This is a genomic window from Mycolicibacterium xanthum, assembly GCF_019710635.1.
In the GTDB taxonomy this organism is placed as follows: Bacteria; Actinomycetota; Actinomycetes; order Mycobacteriales; family Mycobacteriaceae; genus Mycobacterium; species Mycobacterium xanthum.
Map to the genome: position 1 here is coordinate 141,557 of NZ_JAIFZS010000006.1, position 17,034 is coordinate 158,590.

A 17,034-nucleotide genomic window follows, 5' to 3' on the forward strand; every position below is an offset into this window, starting at 1 on the left:
ACTCAGGCCGCCGGTGCGCCGGTAGGCCGCCTTAGCTCAGTCGGCAGAGCGATTCACTCGTAATGAATAGGTCGGGGGTTCGATTCCCCCAGGCGGCTCCACGCGTGCGCCCAGCGTGCGCGCACTGCGAATCCGGGCCCGAAATCTCGCAGTCAGCGCACGCTCGGCGCCGACCGTCACTCCTGCAGGGCGGCCCGGGCGGTCTGCATCGCGCTGTTGGCGGCGGGGAAGCCCGCGTACCCGCTGGCGTGGTAGATGACCTCGGCGATCTCGTCCTCGGAGAGCCCGTTGGTGCGGGCGATCTGCACGTGGTACTTCAACTCGTCGGTCGCGCGCAGCGTGATGAGGATGCCGAGGGTGACCAGGCTGCGGTCCCGCCGGCTCAACCCGTCTCGGCCCCACAGCCGCCCGAACACGTTCTCCAGGCCGATGTCGAGCAATTCGGCGCCGAATCCATCCTCGCCCAGTGTGGTCTGGCCGTCGGCCAGTACGCCCGGCATCAGTTCACCGAACACCTCGAGACCCTTGGCGCGCATATCCGTCATGCCATCAGCGTGACACAAGGTCACTTCGGTGCGACGAACCCGACCGGGCCCGACGCGATGCACACCGACAGCGCGGCGGTGTTGGCCCGCACGGTGATCGCGTCGCCCGCCCCCGGCAGCCGGACGAAGACACGGTTGAGGCCGGGGTGCACGGCGACCTTGGCCTCGGCGCCCTCCGAGAGCGACAGCATCATCGAGCCGTCGCTGTTGGCCAGGTAGTTGATCTCGGCGGTCCAGTCGGCCGGCAGCAGCGGGCCGTCCAGCGGCATCGTCACCGGGAAGTCGGGTTGCACGAGGTAGCCGCACTGCGGCGCGGGGCCCGGCACGATGCTGCGCACCCAGGTCACCTTGGCGTCCACCAGCTTCCCGTGCGCATCCAGCATGCGCAGTTCGGTTGTCGCCGAGGCGAACTCGGGGCGTTCCGGAAGCAGCGCGAACATGTGCGAGGCCAGGTTCTCCGGCGCGGCCACCCGCTGCAGCACCAGCGGATCGACCTCCTGGTCGAGCAGCGGGGCATCCGAGTCGGCGTGCGCGGCCGCCAGGCCCGCCCTGGCGTTCTGCAGATACGGCTGGGCCGGGTTGTCGCGCCAACTGGTCAGGAAGGTCGCCGTCGAGTAGAGGCTGCTCGCGACGAACGCCACTGCCAGGCCCACCGCCACGACGGTGCGGGCCGGCGACGCGTCCAGTCGTGTCGAGGTGTCCCGGTTGGGCGCGCACAGCCCGACGGCCGCCAGCAGCGCCAGCACCAACACCAGGTCGGGCAGGTAGCGCAGGGTCTGCGCCAGCTCCAGGGCGGTGAACCGCGACGAACGCATCAGATAGATCGGCAACTGGCAGGCCGCGGCGTAGCCGAGCGCGGCCAGCCACAGCGGCCCGATGCGCCGTTTGCGCAGCAGTGTCACCGCCACCACCCCGGCCAGCGCGACCCAGCCGAGGATCATCACCGCGGGCGGGGGCATCGCCCACGGCGAGGCCGGAGCCCAGCGCTGCCAGTCCCACGGCCCGCCGGCCAGACCCGGGACGATGCCGTGGGTGACCGAGCGCCACAACAGCTCTGACGTCATCGACAGGTCGAAACTCCAGCGCTGTTGATCGACGACCACCAGATAGACGCCGACCCACCCGGCGGTGACGGCCAGGCAGGCGACCCACAACCGCCGGCCCCGCTGCCAGACCTGCCGCACGGACCCGGTGTCGGTCACGTGGTGGTACAGCGCGGCGATGGTGAACGCGACGAACGGGATGATCGCCGCCTTCTCGAAGAACAGCAGGCCGCCGAGGTAGGCCAGCGTCGCCGAGTATGCATAGCGGTGCCGCCCGGTGCGCAGCAGCAGGATCGCATCGGCACACACCCAGGCCATCGAGGCCAGCATCGGAAGCGAGTTCAGCCCGGCCGCCCACCATGCGAACCCCGGCACCGCCAGCGGGGTGAACAGCGCGAAAGTCAAGGGCGCCAGCAACATCGGACGCCAGCCGAGGATCACATACAGCGCCCGCAGCAGCGCCAGCGACGTCAGCGCCGCGAGCACCATCAGGCTGACGGCCGGTCCCACCCAGTTCAGCGGCGCCACTCGGGTGATGGCGCCGGCGATCAGGAATGCGCCGGGCATGACGTGGCCGTCGTGATCGTCGAACAGGTATCCGGGCGACAGCAGGCTCTGGGTGCCGGCCCGGCCGACGAGGATCAGGTCGTCCCAGTAGAAGTAGCCGCCGAACGCCAGCGCCGCCCGGACGGCCAGGTGCAGAGCGATCAGCGCCAGAGCGGTGCGGCCGACCCAGTTCATCTGGCCGGTCAGGGAACCGGCGCGGACGACGGGTACTCGGTGCCGGCCGCCTGTCGCGCCGACCACGCCGAGGCCACCATCTCGGTGAGCGAATGCCGCATCGCCCAGTCCAGGTCGCGGGCGGCCAGTTCGCCGGTGGCGACGATGCGCGCCGGATCCCCGGGCCGGCGCGGCGCCGGCTCTGGTTCGAAATCGATATCCGTCACCTCACGCATCGCCGTCATGATCTCGCGGACCGAGGTTCCGGTCCCGCTGCCCAGGTTGTAGACCGGCTCCAGCTGCTGCCCGGCCGTCAGCCGCTCGGCCGCCACGACGTGGGCCAGCGCGATGTCGGAGACGTGCACGTAGTCGCGGATGCAGGTGCCGTCGGGTGTGGGGTAGTCGGTTCCGTTGATCCGCGGCGTCCGGCCGCGGTAGAGCATGTCGAACACCTTGGGGAACAGGTTGAACGGGCTGACGTCGAACAGGTCGTCGGACCCCGAGCCGACGACGTTGAAATAGCGCAGGCTGGTGTGCCGCAGACCGGTCGCGCGCCCGACGTCGCGCAGCAGCCACTCGCCGATCAGCTTGCTCTCGCCGTACGGGGATTCCGGCGTCGTCGCGGTCGCCTCGTCGACGACCTCGGTGTCGGGGGTGCCGTAGGTGGCCGCGCTCGACGAGAACACCACCTTGTCGATGCCGGCCTCGGTCGTCGCCTCGAGCAGCGTGACCATCGCCGAGACGTTCTGCGCATAGGTGTGCAGCGGCCGTTTCACCGACTCGCCGGCGAACTTGTAACCCGCGATGTGGATCACCCCCGTCACCCGGTGGGTGGCCAGCGTGTCGCGCACCGCGGCGCCGTCGAGCAGATTCGCGCGCACCAGCGGCACGCCGGCGGGGACGAACCGCTGCAGCCCGGTGGAGAGATCGTCGATCACCACCACCTCGGTGCCGGCGTCACGGAGCGCGCGCACCACATGAGCGCCGATGTAGCCGGCCCCGCCGGTCACCAGCCAGGTCATGATCTCTCCTTCGTCGGGGCGGGCCCGGTTGCGGCGCGCTCGCCCGCATCCTATGCGGCGCCCCGGCCCGCCCCGGCCAGCGCCAGCAGGTGCACCGAGATGCCCAGCAACGGGCCGCACAGCAGCGCGACCACCGTGCGGACCTCGAGGGCGACCGGCAGCAGCAACAGCAGAGTCGACGCGACGGTCGCGGACAACCAGCCGGCCGCATACGCCCGGTGCAGGGCGGCGGCCACCGTTGCCGCGCCGGTCAGGGTCAGCAGCGCGATGGTCACGGCGGCCGCGGTCAGCCAGGCCAACAGCGCGCCATCGGCCTGGTACTGCGCGCCGAACGCCTCGCGCAGCAGCCACGGGCCGAAGACCCCCGCGAGCACCACCCCGACCGCGCCGATGCCGGTGACCAGCGCCGCGGGCACGACCAGCGACCGCAGCCGGTGTGCCCGCTGGTCGACGAAGTGGGCGATCAGGTTCCCCTGCATCGCGGTCAGCGGTACCAGCAGCGGGGCCCGGGTCAGCGTCACCGCCAGGATCACCACGCCGCCCGCCGCGCCGAGGTCGCCGGAGGTGGCCTTGAGCAGCACCGGAAATCCCATCACCAGCACCGCGCTGGCGCCCGCGGCCGCTACCGAATGGCCGACCCCGCGCAGGAAGGTCGCCGACGTGCCGGGTGTGCGGATCCGCGCCGCCGCGCGCGCCGTCGGCGACGCCGGCAGCATCAGCAGCCAGCCCACCGATCCCGCGACGGTGGCCCACAGGTATCCGCCCAGCCCCCAGCCGACGGCGAACGTCGTGGCGGCGACCGCGACCCGCAGCACCGCGTCGGTGACCATCAGCGCGCCGTACTGCGACCACCGGTCGATCCCGGCCAGCATGCCCAGCAGCGTGGTGTGCAGGCAGAAACCGGCCAGCCCGGCGCTGAGCAGCACGATGCTCAGCCACCGGTCGTCGACGAAGACGTGCGCCGACCACAGCGGCGAGGTGATCGCGATCAACGCGGCGGCCGCCACCCCGACCCCGGCCCCGATCCGCATCGGGTGACTGTGCTCGCCGCCCGGTTCGGCGAACGGTGCCGAACGCACCTCGCGGGTGGTCTCCTGCAACAGACCGAACGCGGCGCCGCTGGCCAGGCCGAACGCCCCCCAGAACACCCCGAATACCGAGAAACCGGCCGGTTCGAGATCGCGGGCGGCCAGATACAACACCGCGTAGCCGCACAGCGCCGACACCGCGGTCGCCGCCCCGACACGGACCACGCTGCCCCGGGTGACCGCGCTGGAGGGGCCGGCCGTCGCGTCGGTCATTCCCATGCGTCCAGCGCGGGAACCTCGGGTGAGTACAGCCAGGCGGCCCACAACGGGCGCAGCGGGTCATCGGCGTAGTGGGCGGCCAGCCCGGTGAAATCGTCGGTGACGACGCTGGCGTGCCGGTACCGCGTCGTCCATTCCTTCAGCAGCGCAAAGAAATCGGTGTCACCGATCCGTTTGCGCAGAACGTGCAGGGTGATCGCGCCCCGCTTGTAGACCCGGTCGTCGAACATGTCGCGGGGACCCGGATCGGCGAGCACCAGGTTCTGCGGCGAAGCGACCAGGCGCTGATGGTAGTAACGCGCCAGTTCGTCGGCACTGCGCTCGCCGCAGTGCTCCGACCACAGCCACTCCGCGTAGCAGGCGAATCCCTCGTGCAGCCAGATGTGCCGCCAGCGCTGCGCGGTCACCGAGTTGCCGAACCACTGGTGCGCCAGCTCGTGGGCGATCAGCCGCTCGGACCCGCGCTGTCCATCACAGTGATTGGCGCCGAATATCGAGATGCCCTGTGCCTCCAGGGGGATCTCCAGATCGTCGTCGGTGACCACCACGGTGTAGCCGGTCGCCAGTGGGTAGGGCCCGAACAGTTTGACGAACAGCTTCATCATCTGCTGCTGGCGGCCGAAGTCGTGGTCGAACGTGCGACGCAGCCGGGCGGGCAGCACCGCGAAGATCTCGGCGCCGTTCTTGGCCATCCGGTGTCTGGCGTACATGCCGATCTGCAGGGTGACGAGGTAGGTCGAGGTCGGCTCGGCCTGCTCGTAGATCCAGGTGGTCATTCCGGCGCGGGCCCTGCGGGACAACAACTTTCCGTTGGCGATCGCGAAGTACGAGCTCTCCGTGGTGATCTGGATGCGGAAGCTGGCCTTGGCGCTCGGGTGGTCGTCGCACGGGAACCAGGACGACGCACCGTTGGGCTGCCCGGCGACCAGCACCCCGTCGGTGAGTTCCTCGAGACCGACCTCCCCCCAATGGGACCGGATCGGTCGCGGGGTTCCGCCGTAGCGCACCGCGATCGTCATCGCGGCCCCGGCGGGCAGCTTGTCGACCAGCGTGACGTGCAGCTTGCCCTCGCCGGTGCGGAAGTGTGCCGGGCGTTTGCCGTTGACGGCGACCTTGGACACCGACAGGGCGCCGGACAGATCCAGCGTGAAGGCCTTCAACTCGGCCAGCGTGACCGCGGTGATGGTCGCCGCGCCGGCCAGCCGGTTGATGGTGACCTTGTACTCGAGCTCGAGCTCGTAGCGGGACACGCGGTAGCCGAAGTTGCCGGTGGTGGGCAGGTAGGGATCGATGACCGGTGGGGTGTTCTTCTTGCCCCCGCGTCTGCGTGCCGTCACGCGGCCGCCGGCTTGGTCGGCTTCGGCTCGGGGGCCTGCGCATCCTTCTTGCGGGGCAGCCACGGTGCGATCGGGTTGCCCTGCCAGCGGGTCGAGGGCGGTACCACGTCACCGCGCATCACCAGCGACGCGGGCCCGACGGTGGCGGCGGCGCCGATGCGCGCCGCGGGCAGGGCCACGCAGTGCGGTCCCAGCGTGGCGCCGGCTTCGAGCACCACGGTGTCCATCCGCATGATCCGGTCGTGGAACAGGTGGGTCTGCACGACGCAGCCCCGGTTGACCGTCGCACCCACGCCGAGGGTCACCAGGTCGGCCTCCGGGAGCCAATACGTCTCACACCACACACCGCGTCCGATCTTCGCGCCCAGGGCCCGCAGCCACAGGTTCATCACCGGTGTACCCGCCGCTGCCCGGGCGAACCAGGGTGCGGCCACCGTCTCGACGAAGGTGTCCGACACCTCGTTGCGCCACACGAACGACGACCACAGCGGATGCTCGATCGCGCCGATCCGGCCGATCACCAGCCATTTGGCCAGCACGGCGATGGTGCCGGCCACCGCGCCCGCGGCGAGCAGGATCAGCCCGGTGGCCGGCGCGGCCCACCCCCAGCCGACCACGACCACCAGCGACTGGATGCCGAACAGCACGCCCAGGCCGATCGCGAAGGTGACCGCGACGGGCACGAGCCGGAAGGTCTCCACGGTGGCCCGCAGCGCCTTCAGCCGCGCCGACGGGTGGAAGGTGCGCAGCGCGTCGGCGGCGGTGGGCTGGCGCCGCAGCCGCACCGGCGGGCTGCCCAGCCACGACGAGCCGGCCTTGGCCTTGTACGGGGTGGCCGACAGCACCGCGACCAGTCCGTCGTCGGGCACCCGCCGACCGGGCTGGGTGATGCCCGAGTTGCCCAGGAACGCCCGCTTGCCGACGGTGGCCCTGGCGACGTGGATCCAGCCGCCGCCCAGCTCGTAGGAACCGACCATGGTGTCGTCGGCGAGGAACGCGCTGTCGTCGACGACGGTGAACTTCGGCACCATCAGCGCGGTGGAGATCTCGGTGCCCTTGCCGACCTCGGCGCCGAGCAGCCGCAGCCACCACGGGGTGAGCAGCCCGGCGTAGATCGGGAAAAGGTAGTTGCGTGCGCCGTCCATCAGCCGCTCGGTGGCCCACAACTGCCAGCCCGAGCGGCTGCGCACCGGGTGGTACCCCTCCCGCAGGCCCAGCGCCAGGACCCGCACGCCGAGCACGGTCAGCGCCGCATAGGTCAGCAGGGCCGCCAGGGTCGCCGGGACGGTCCACACCAGTGCGGGCACCAGGGCCGCGCCCACCGTTGCGGTGTCGCGCACCGCCCAACCGATCACGGCCAGCCCGGCGGCCAGTGCGGCCAGCGGCAGCGCGCCCAGTAGCACGGAGGTCACGCCGTACACCGCCACCCAGTGCGGGGCCCGCGGCGGCCGGTGATCCGGCCACGGATGCTTGGCCTTGCCGGACTTCACCGCGGGGGAACCCTTCCAGTACTGCCCGTTCTTGACCTTGCCGACCACCCCCGAGCCGGGTGCGACGTCGGCGTCCTTGCCCACCACCGCGCCGGGCAGCAGGGTGGTCCTCGCCCCGACGGTGGCATCGTTGCCGACGGTCACCGGCCCGACGTGGAACAGATCGCCGTCGATCCAGTAGCCGGTCAGGTCCACCTCGGGCTCGATCGAGCAGCGGTGCCCGAGCGTCAGCATCCCGGTCACCGGCGGCGCCGAGTGCAGATCCACCCCCTGGCCCACCTTGTTGCCCAGCGCGCGGGCGTAGTACACCAGCCAGGGCGCCCCCGCCATGTTCTCCGCGCCGCCGGCCTCGGCGAGCCGCTCGGCCAGCCACACCCGCAGATGCACCGAACCGCCGCGGGGATAGCTGCCCGGCTGCAGGTTGCCGATCAGCACCCGCGCCGCGACCACCGCGATACCCATCCGGCCCGGCGGCGTGACGAACAGCAGGAACCCGGCCAGCACCCACCACCAGCCGATCGGGCGCGCCCAGGACAGCAGCGACAGCTCGGCGGCGACGTTGTTCGCGATAGCCAGCCACACCACCCACTGCATCCCGGACAGCATCGACAGCGGCACGCTCAGCGCCACCTGCGCCACCTGGGTGAGCCGCGGCACCGGTGTGACCGTGCGGATCTGCACCTCGGGCGGTGGGGCGAGCTCGTCGAGATAGCCGGCCAGTGAACCGAGCCGGGGATGGTCGTACAGGTCGGCGACGGTGACCTGCGGATAGCGTTGGCGCAGTGCGGCGATCAGCTGTGCGGCCGACAGCGATCCGCCGCCGAGGGCGAAGAAGTCCGCCTCGGGACCGTCGATCGGGGCGGCCAGCACGTCGCGCCACAGCCCGGCCAGCCAGCCCATCGTGCCGCCGAGGTCGGGCGCGTCCGCGTCGGTGTCGTCGTCGACCGGCCACGGCAGCGCCTCGCGGTCGACCTTGCCCGAGGTCCTGGTGGGCAGTTCGTCGACCAGCACCAGCCGCGGAACCAGCGCGGCGGGAAGGGATTGCGACAGCGTGGCGCGGGCGGCCGCGATGTCGAAATCGGGGTCGGCGCTGGCGATGTAACCGACCAGCAGCGGGGTGCCGCTGGCGGTGCGGCGCACCGCGGCCGCGCCGCCGCTGACCCCGGGCAGGTGCACCAGCGCGGTGTCGACCTCACCCAGTTCGATCCGCCGCCCGCCGACCTTGACCTGGTCGTCGGCCCGTCCGACGAAGTACAGGCCGTCGGATTCCAGGCGGACCAGGTCGCCGCTGCGGTAGGCGCGGCTCCAATGCGAGATCGGGCTGGGATAGGGGAGAGGCGCGTATTTCTCGGCGTCCTTTTCCGGGTCCAGGTAGCGGGCCAGGCCGACCCCGCCGATGACGAGCTCGCCGACCTCACCGACGGCGACCGGGGCGCCGTCCTTGTCCACGACGGCGAGATCCCAACCGGGCAGCGGCAGGCCGATGCTGACCGGGCCGCGGCCGTCCAGTTGCGCGGCGCAGGCGACCACGGTGGCCTCGGTGGGGCCGTAGGTGTTCCAGACCTCGCGCCCGTCGACCGCGAGTCGCTCGGCCAGGTCGGGCGGGCAGGCCTCCCCGCCGAAGATCAACAGCCGCACCGCCTCCAGGGCCTCCACCGGCCACAGCGCGGCCAGGGTGGGGACCGTGGACACCACGGTGATGTCGCGCGACACCAGCCACGGGCCCAGGTCCATGCCGCTGCGCACCAGCGAACGCGGCGCGGGTACCAGGCAGGCGCCGTGTCGCCACGCCAGCCACATCTCCTCGCAGGAGGCGTCGAACGCCACCGACAGCCCGGCCAGCACCCGGTCATCGGGGCCGAGCGGGTTGTCCCGCAGGAACATCTGCGCCTCGGCGTCGACGAACGCCGCCGCGTTGCGGTGGCTGACCGCCACACCCTTGGGGGTGCCGGTCGAGCCCGAGGTGAAGATGATCCAGGCGTCGTCACGGCTCAGCGGCGCGGCGGCCCGCCAGCCCCGCGACGAGCCGGGGCCGCGGACCAGGCCCCGTTCGGTGATCACCGCGACGACGTCGGCCTCGGTGAACACCAACTCGGCCCGCTCCTGGGGGTCGTCCGCGTCGACGGGCACGTAGGCCGCGCCGGCGGCCAGCGCCGCCAGGATCGCGACATAGAGCGCGTAGCTGCCGGACGGCATCCGGATCCCGATGCGGTCGCCGCGGCCGATGCCGCGCGCGGCCAGCCACTGCACACTGTCCTCGACATCGGAGATCAACTCGGCATAGGTGAGTTGCACCGCGCCGTCGTCGAGCGCGGTCGCGTCCGGGTGGCGGGCCGCGGTGGCGTAGAGGATGTCGATCAGGGTGCGCGATTCGGGCGCAGACGCCGACAGCACGAACTGGGTGGGGATCTCCGGGGTCGGATCCGCAGCTGTCACGGGTACAAACTACTAAGCGGCGAGAGTCCGCACGTAGTCGTGGCGCAACGCCTTGTTTCGCGTGTCGGGTGACCGCCTGGCAGAATGGCCTACTTGGAGGGGAGTATTCCTTCGCCGCAGCGTCGTCACCACGTCGTCCGGATGAGGACGACCGGTGCTGTGGGCCGCCGATGCGGTGGTGGAAGAGACCTCCGGCGTTGACACGACGGCCGGAGGTTTGATGAACGTCAGTGCGCTCGAGTGGGCGATCACGCTCACGGTGACGATCGCGATCCTGCTGTTCGACGTGGTCGTGATCGGGCGCCGCCCGCACGAGCCGTCGCGGCGCGAGACCGCGACCGCGCTGAGCATCTACATCGGACTGGCCGTGATCTTCGGGCTGTGGACCTGGTTCTTCCACGGCAGCCAGTACGGACTCGAGTTCTTCGCCGGCTGGCTCACCGAGTACAGCCTGTCGGTCGACAACCTGTTCATCTTCCTGATCATCATGGCCAGCTTCAAGGTGCCGCGGATCTACCAGCAGCAGGCCCTGCTGGTCGGGATCATCCTGGCGCTGATCTTCCGCGGGGTCTTCATCGCGCTCGGCGCGGTGGCGATCCAGCAGTTCTCCTGGGTGTTCTACGTCTTCGGGGCGTTCCTGGTGTACACCGCGATCAAGCTGGTGCGTGACACCGAGCACGACGACGATGCCGAGAACTCGGTGGTGAGGTTCGCCCGGCGGCACATGAAGTTCACCGATCGGTGGGACGGCCTGCGCCTGTGGGTCAGGGAGAACGGCACCCGGCTGATGACGCCGATGTTCCTCGTCATCGTCGCGCTGGGCACCACCGATCTGTTGTTCGCGCTGGACTCGATTCCGGCGATCTACGGCCTGACCCAGGAGCCCTACCTGGTGTTCACCGCGAACGTGTTCGCGCTGATGGGTCTGCGCCAGCTCTACTTCCTGCTCGGCGACCTGCTCAAGCGGCTGGTCTACCTGTCCCAGGGGCTGGCGCTCATCCTGGCCTTCATCGGGGTGAAACTGCTGCTGCACGCGCTGCACGAGAACGAGCTGCCGTTCATCAACGGCGGTGAACACGTACCGGTGCCGGAGATCCCCACACTGCTGAGCCTGGGTGTCATCGTCGTCACGTTGCTGGTCACCACCGCGGCGAGCCTGTACAAGACGCGGGTGCACGATGTGCGCAAGAACGGCGAGCCGGCCGGCGGCACGCAGGACCCCGACGAGGCGCAGGCCGGCCCGACGCACTGAGTCACCTCACCGCGCCGGCGGTGCGGCCGAGCGCGGCTGCGACGTCGGTCGCGTCGTGACGATCGCCTATGTGCTGGCTTCCCAGCGGTCGCAGACGTCGCGCAGACCGGCAGGGGTCAGCGCACCGAACAGCCGGACCCGGGCCATTCCGCCGTCGGGGTACACGTCCAGGCGCGCAGCGGTCACCGGACGGTCGTCGTAGACGCGGAACCGGTGGCGGGTGTCGGGCTGCAACTCGGTCAGCGGCAGGATCTCGAACCACGCACCGTCGCCGTCGCGGCCCGACACCCGTGCCGCGCCGGGCGAGTTGCCGACGAAATACGACGTGTCCAACTCGATCGCGTTCAGCACGCCCTGGCCGGCGAGTCTCATCTCCACCCAGTCGTTTCCGGCGTCGCGGCGACGTGAGGTCTCCCACCCCTCACCCATCGTCCGCGCCACCCCGGGCAGCAACAGATTGTTGGGTGAGCTGTAGAACATGTTCGAGCAGGCGGTGATCCGGCCGCCGTTCTCCAGGGCGGCCAGGTCCAGCGTCATGTTCTCGGCGAAATCCGGGTTGATCAGCCCCTCGCCGTGCACCCGGAAGCGCGCGACGCCGCCGTCGGGATAGATGGACAACCGTACGTGTGTCCATCGCCGGTCGGAGTCGGTCTCGAACGGGTTGCGGGTGTCCCCGTTGACGCCGGTGCGCCCGACGATCGTCGTCCACTCGGTCTTGTCGACGAGTTCCTCCACCGAGGGATGGCCTGCGACATGCGCGGCCTCGACGGAGATCTCCGGAGGATAGTTGCCGGTGAACCACGCGGTGTCCACGACCACGCCGCGGACGATCGCGGGCACCCCGAGCCGGATGATCGCCGCATCGTGTGAATCCTCGGTCACGCCTCGTCGCCTGCGGGTCTCCCAACCGTCGTAGACCTGCCCCTTGTGGCCGAAGGTGGCCGGGCGGTGTTCGGCGGGACCGGGCTTGACCAGGTTCTCCTTCTCGGCGAACACATCGTCGTTGGCCCACAGCACCGCTCCGCCGGCGGACCGGGCCGCCAGGTCGGGCAGGGACAGAAAGTGGGTGTGGCCGGTGGGTCTCGACGGGGTGTTCACCCGGACGAGCCTATGCGAGCACCGGCAAACCGGTTGTCACCAGTTGTCGAAGCCGCCCTCGGGGCCGAGCATCCGCTCGAGCCGGGTGCGGTTGATCCGGGCCAGCTCGTTGCGGACCGCCTTGCGTTCGGTCTCGTCGTCGTTGTGCATCCGGTCGTGCATGGCGGCCAGCACATCCTCGGCGCCGTAACCGTTGATGTACATCACGAAGCCGAACCCGAAGTGGTCCAGGTACTCCTTGGACGCCGCCGCGAGCTGCTCCATCATCTCGGGCCGCTCGTCGGTGATCGCGCACTGCTCGGCGTGCGACTTCTCACTGCCGGGCCGGCGGCCGATGTCCGGGTAGGCCTGCAGGATGGAGTCGATCGACTCCTCGCCGAGCCCGAACAGCAGCGAATCGGCGGTGCGGAACAGCTGGTCGTGGCTCGCGAAGGGACGGGCCCGGGCGATCTCGGCGGCCAGCGGCACGCTGTAGCAGCATTCGAAGAGGGCGTGCACGGCGCGGCGCATCGGCATCGCGTTGAACGCGTCCAAACCGATCCCCTGATGCAGCAACACACCGCCATGATCGAAGCTGGATGGAACAACGGCGTTACGCCGTGTTACAGCCACGCAAAATCGCGGTGTGGTGTATGTCGCACTGTCGGGACAGGGCCGCCGAGATTGTGTGCAGGGTCGTGTGACGCCCGTGGTCACAACCGCCAGAGCAATCTGGAGGGTGCAATCTCGAGGGCCCAGAGCGATCAGTGGCCGCCGGACTCCTTGAACCGCGCGATGGAGCGCTCGACCTCGGCCTCGGCCTCCGCGCGGCCCACCCAGTCGGCGGCCTTGACGAACTTGCCCGGCTCGAGGTCCTTGTAGTGCACGAAGAAGTGCTTGATCGCGTCCAGCTCGAACGACGACACGTCGCCGATGTCGGTGATGTGGTCCCAGCGCGGGTCGGCGAGCACGCACAGCACCTTTGCGTCGCCGCCCTTCTCGTCGGTCATCCGGAACATCGCGACCGGACGGGCCTCCACGATGCATCCGGGGAACACCGGTTCCGGCAGCAGGACGAGCGCGTCGAGCGGGTCGCCGTCCTCCCCGAGGGTGTCCTCGATGAGGCCGTAGTCGGTCGGATAACCCATCGCCGTGAACAGGTAGCGGTCCAGCTTCATCTTGCCGCTGTCATGGTCCACCTCGTACTTGTTGCGTGAACCCTTCTGGATCTCGATGAGGACATCGAACTGCACCGCCGCGACTCCTTCGCAACCTCGGACCGTGTGTGGGGCGCGTATCACCCGCCGAGGTCACCTTAGAGGAGCGATACCCTGCACTGCAGGGGTGGCTCGGGTTGTCGATCGAGGGCAGGAGGATGATGCGGCCCACTCGGTGGCGACGATCCACCTACTTGGCGGTCGGGGCGACCATCGCGCTGCTCGTCGGCGTCATCGTGGCGGCGGCTGTGCTGGTGTCCTCGCGCGGGAACTCCGAACAGGTGGCGGTCGCGCCACAGCCGGCACCGGCCACCGCCGCGCCCGCGGTGGTCCCCGTCGCCGATGCCGCGGCGACCCCGACCCCGGCCGGCCTGGCCGCGGCGCTGGCCGGTGTCGCCGCCAACCCGGACCTGGGGCGTTTCACCGGCCGGATCACCGACGCGATGACCGGCGAACAGCTGTGGGCGCAGGGTCCCGACGTGCCGATGCAGCCGGCGTCGACCAACAAGGTGCTGACCACCGCCGCGGCCCTGCTGACCCTGGACCGGGACGCCCGGCTGACCACGACGGTGCTGTCCACCTCGCCGGGCGTGGTGGTGCTCGTAGGGGGCGGCGACCAGACGCTGTCGGCGGCGCCACGCGGACAGGACACCCTGTACCGCGACGCGGCGCGGATCGTCGATCTCGCCGACCAGGTCCGCCGCAGCGGGGTCGCCGTCAAGACCGTGCAGGTCGACGTCAGCGCCTACAGCGGACCCACGATGGCGCCCGGCTGGGATCCACTGGACATCGACGGCGGCGATATCGCCCCGATGGAGTCGGTGATGCTCGACGGGGGCCGCACCCAGCCGCTGACCGACCAGTCGCGGCGGTCCAGAACCCCGGCCCTGGACGCCGGCCGGGCGCTCGCGGTGGCCCTCGGGGTGGACCCGGCGACGGTGACGGTGCTGCCCGCCGCGGCGCGGGGCGAGGAGATCGCCTCGGTGCAGTCGCCGCCGCTGATGCAACGGCTGCGCGAGATGATGAACTACTCCGACAACGTGATGGCCGAGTCGACCGGTCGTGAGGTGGCCGCCGCCGCCGGGCAGCCCCGCAGCTTCGACGGCGCCGCCCGCGCCGTCCTCACCGCTCTCGGGAACGCGGGCATCGAGACGGCCGGTGCGCGGCTGCTGGACTCCAGCGGGCTGTCGGTCGACGACCGGCTCACCGCCCGCACATTGGACGAGGTGATCAACGCCGCGGCCGGTGACGACCGGCCCGCGCTGCGCCCGCTGGTCGACCTGCTGCCCATCGCCGGTGGCAGCGGAACCCTGTCGAACCGCTACCTCGACACCGACGCCGGCCGCGCCGCCGCGGGTTACCTGCGGGCCAAGACCGGATCGCTGACCGCGACCAACACGCTGGCCGGCATCGTCACCGACGAGAGCGGCCGGGTCCTGACGTTCGCGCTGCTGTCGAACGAGGCGGGCCCCACCGGGCGCACCGCCCTCGACGCGTTCGCCGCCACGCTGCGCTCCTGCGGATGCGGCGCATGAGCCCGGCGACCGGATCCGGCTTCAACGTCGGCCGCGCCGTCGACTGGAACCTCGCCGCGTCGCTGGGCGGCCGGCTGGCCCGGCCCGAGCCCGCGGCCACCGACTACACCCGCACGCAGGCTGTCGAGCAGCTCGCCGAGTCGGCCCGGGCCGCCGAGGTGCCGGTGCGTGAGGTGACGGGCCTGATCGAGGGCGGCGACGTCCCCGAGGCCCGGGTGGTCAACCGCCCGGAGTGGATCAGCGCCGCGGCGCACTCCATGCGGGTGATGACCGGTGGCGGCGCCGACGGCGAGGCCAGGCCCGGGGCGATCAGCGGACGCATCGCCGGGGTGCAGACCGGGGCGGTGCTGGCGTTCGTGTCCTCGGGCATCCTCGGTCAGTACGACCCGTTCGCCGCGGGCGGCGGCGAGCTGTTGCTGGTGTACCCCAACGTGATCGCCGTCGAGCGGCAACTGCGGGTGCAGCCCGCCGATTTCCGGATGTGGGTGTGCCTGCACGAGGTCACCCACCGGGTGCAGTTCCGGGCCAACCCGTGGCTGGCCGACCTGATGTCGGAGTCGCTGGCCGTCGTCACCGACGAGAGCGGCGAGGACGTGGCGCAGCTGATCGGCCGGCTCGCCGAGTATCTGCGCGCGCGCCGAGCGGGGTCCAACGGTCAACAGCCCGAACCGAGCTCGACGGGCGTGCTGGGGTTGTTGCGGGCGGTTCAGTCCGAGCCGCAACGGGAGGCGCTGGACCGCCTGCTGGTGCTGGGCACATTGCTGGAGGGCCACGCCGACCACGTGATGGACGCCGTCGGGCCCGCGGTGGTGCCGTCGGTGGCCACCATCAGGCGCCGGTTCGACGAGCGCAGGCAACGGCATCAGCCGCCCCTGCAGCGGCTGATGCGCGCCCTGCTCGGCATCGACGCCAAGATGAGCCAGTACACCAGGGGCAAGGCGTTCGTCGACGCCGTCGTCGGCAAGGTTGGGATGACGCGGTTCAACGCGGTCTGGACCGACGCCGAGACCCTGCCACTGCCCACCGAGATCGACGAGCCGCAGCGATGGATCGACCGGGTGCTGTAGCGGAGCTGACCGCTGAGCTTCGCCGGTTCGTCGGCGACCACACCCCGGGCGACACCCGATGGTGCGTCGCGTTGTCGGGCGGGCCCGACTCGCTGGCGTTGACCGCCGTCGCGGCGGCCGTCGTGCCGACCACGGCGCTGATCGTCGATCACCGGCTGCAACCGGGTTCCGGCGCGGTCGCCGCCGCGGCGCGTGATCAGGCCATTGCGCTGGGATGTGTTGCCGCCCAGGTGCTCTGCGTCGACGTCGGGACCGCCGGCGGCCCGGAGGCGGCCGCCCGCAGTGCCCGCTACGCGGCGCTGGAACAGGCCCGCGGCCGGCAACCGGTGCTGCTCGCGCACACCCTCGACGACCAGGCCGAGACGGTGCTGCTGGGGCTGGGCCGCGGATCGGGCGCCCGGTCCATCGCGGGCATGCGGCCCTACGACCCACCCTGGTACCGGCCGTTTCTCGGCGTGCGCCGGTCGCTCACCGAGCGGGCGTGCACCGAGCTGGGGCTGACGCCGTGGCGCGACCCGCACAACACCGACGCCCGGTTCACCAGGGTCCGGTTGCGCACCGAGGTGCTCCCGCTGCTCGAGGACGTCCTCGGCGGCGGGGTGGCCGAGGCGCTGGCCCGTACCGCGGCGGCGCTGCAGCAGGACGGCGACGTGCTCGATCTGCTGGCGGGTGAGGCCCTCGACCGCGCCCGCACCGGCGACGGGCTGGCGGTGACCGAGTTGGCCGGGCTGGCGCCCGCGGTGCGCCGCCGCGCCATCCGCGCCTGGCTGCTGGCCGCCGGGGCGCGCGGACTGACCGCCGTCCAGATCCACGCGGTGGATGCGCTGGTGACCGCGTGGCGCGGACAGGGCGGGGTGGCGGTGCCCGGCGGGCCGCCCCGCGAGCGGCTGTTCGCGGGCCGACGCGGCGAACAGCTGATTCTCTACCGGGAACCGGTATGACGGTCGGCAACTGGATCGGCGATCGTGTCGCACCCGCGCGGCGCG

The 17,034-nt window shown here is 71.0% G+C and carries 13 protein-coding genes and 1 tRNA gene; 5 read left to right on the forward strand and 9 right to left on the reverse strand.

The genetic code is table 11. From position 1 onward, the window contains the following. The first annotated feature begins 25 nt into the window (after window positions 1–25). Window positions 26–101: transfer RNA gene (locus JDV09_RS03845), tRNA-Thr, on the forward strand. Window positions 102–176: 75 nt separating this feature from the next. On the opposite strand, the gene JDV09_RS03850 is transcribed toward JDV09_RS03845, so the two are convergent. Genes JDV09_RS03850 through JDV09_RS03875 form a run of 6 tightly spaced genes read right to left on the reverse strand, consistent with a single transcriptional unit; the run spans window position 177 to window position 9,900 of the window. Continuing rightward, window positions 177–545, reverse strand: a complete 369-nt coding sequence (locus tag JDV09_RS03850; protein WP_221367784.1) for a carboxymuconolactone decarboxylase family protein — start codon at window positions 543–545, stop codon at window positions 177–179. 20 nt (window positions 546–565) lie between these two features. Continuing rightward, window positions 566–2,329, reverse strand: coding sequence for a hypothetical protein (locus JDV09_RS03855; RefSeq protein WP_221367881.1), 1,764 nt, complete (start codon window positions 2,327–2,329; stop codon window positions 566–568). Window positions 2,330–2,337: 8 nt separating this feature from the next. Further along, on the reverse strand, window positions 2,338–3,330 hold the full coding sequence (gene galE, locus JDV09_RS03860; protein ID WP_221367785.1) for a UDP-glucose 4-epimerase GalE: 993 nt from the start codon (window positions 3,328–3,330) through the stop codon (window positions 2,338–2,340). Window positions 3,331–3,380: 50 nt separating this feature from the next. Next, entirely contained in the window at window positions 3,381–4,631 is a 1,251-nt protein-coding gene (locus JDV09_RS03865; protein ID WP_221367882.1) for a hypothetical protein, read from the reverse strand. Continuing rightward, window positions 4,628–5,974, reverse strand: a complete 1,347-nt coding sequence (locus JDV09_RS03870; RefSeq protein ID WP_221367786.1) for a M1 family metallopeptidase — start codon at window positions 5,972–5,974, stop codon at window positions 4,628–4,630. The genes JDV09_RS03865 and JDV09_RS03870 overlap by 4 nt, the downstream gene beginning before the upstream one ends. Next, window positions 5,971–9,900: a Pls/PosA family non-ribosomal peptide synthetase gene (locus JDV09_RS03875; protein ID WP_221367787.1), complete on the reverse strand. Its 3,930-nt coding sequence runs from the start codon at window positions 9,898–9,900 to the stop codon at window positions 5,971–5,973. Before JDV09_RS03875 ends, JDV09_RS03870 begins: the two co-directional genes overlap by 4 nt. Before the next feature lie 220 nt (window positions 9,901–10,120). Between JDV09_RS03875 and JDV09_RS03880 the strand changes: the two genes are divergently transcribed. Beyond that, window positions 10,121–11,152 (forward strand): TerC family protein, encoded by a 1,032-nt coding sequence (locus tag JDV09_RS03880; RefSeq protein ID WP_221367883.1) that lies wholly within the window; start codon window positions 10,121–10,123, stop codon window positions 11,150–11,152. Window positions 11,153–11,218: 66 nt separating this feature from the next. Here JDV09_RS03880 and alc read toward each other — a convergent pair whose 3' ends face one another. From alc to JDV09_RS03895, 3 genes are all read right to left on the reverse strand, one after another. After that, entirely contained in the window at window positions 11,219–12,250 is a 1,032-nt protein-coding gene (alc, locus tag JDV09_RS03885; RefSeq protein WP_308123994.1) for an allantoicase, read from the reverse strand. 36 nt (window positions 12,251–12,286) lie between these two features. Next, on the reverse strand, window positions 12,287–12,808 hold the full coding sequence (locus JDV09_RS03890) for a 2-oxo-4-hydroxy-4-carboxy-5-ureidoimidazoline decarboxylase (RefSeq protein WP_221367788.1): 522 nt from the start codon (window positions 12,806–12,808) through the stop codon (window positions 12,287–12,289). A gap of 185 nt (window positions 12,809–12,993) precedes the next feature. Further along, window positions 12,994–13,482 carry an inorganic diphosphatase gene (locus JDV09_RS03895; RefSeq protein ID WP_221367789.1) on the reverse strand — a complete coding sequence of 163 codons (489 nt, stop codon included), beginning with the start codon at window positions 13,480–13,482 and terminating at the stop codon, window positions 12,994–12,996. Window positions 13,483–13,607: 125 nt separating this feature from the next. Here JDV09_RS03895 and dacB point away from each other — a divergent pair, with 125 nt between their 5' ends. From dacB to tilS, 3 genes are read left to right on the forward strand one after another with little or no spacing between them, the layout of a single operon-like run. Then, a complete protein-coding gene (gene dacB, locus JDV09_RS03900) occupies window positions 13,608–14,981 on the forward strand; it encodes a D-alanyl-D-alanine carboxypeptidase/D-alanyl-D-alanine endopeptidase (protein ID WP_221367790.1) in 1,374 nt (457 codons plus the stop codon). Then, window positions 14,978–16,048 carry an Rv3626c family coenzyme F420 biosynthesis-associated protein gene (locus tag JDV09_RS03905; protein ID WP_221367791.1) on the forward strand — a complete coding sequence of 357 codons (1,071 nt, stop codon included), beginning with the start codon at window positions 14,978–14,980 and terminating at the stop codon, window positions 16,046–16,048. The genes dacB and JDV09_RS03905 overlap by 4 nt, the downstream gene beginning before the upstream one ends. Further along, window positions 16,027–16,989 (forward strand): tRNA lysidine(34) synthetase TilS, encoded by a 963-nt coding sequence (tilS, locus tag JDV09_RS03910; RefSeq protein ID WP_221367792.1) that lies wholly within the window; start codon window positions 16,027–16,029, stop codon window positions 16,987–16,989. The genes JDV09_RS03905 and tilS overlap by 22 nt, the downstream gene beginning before the upstream one ends. Window positions 16,990–17,034: the final 45 nt, after the last annotated feature.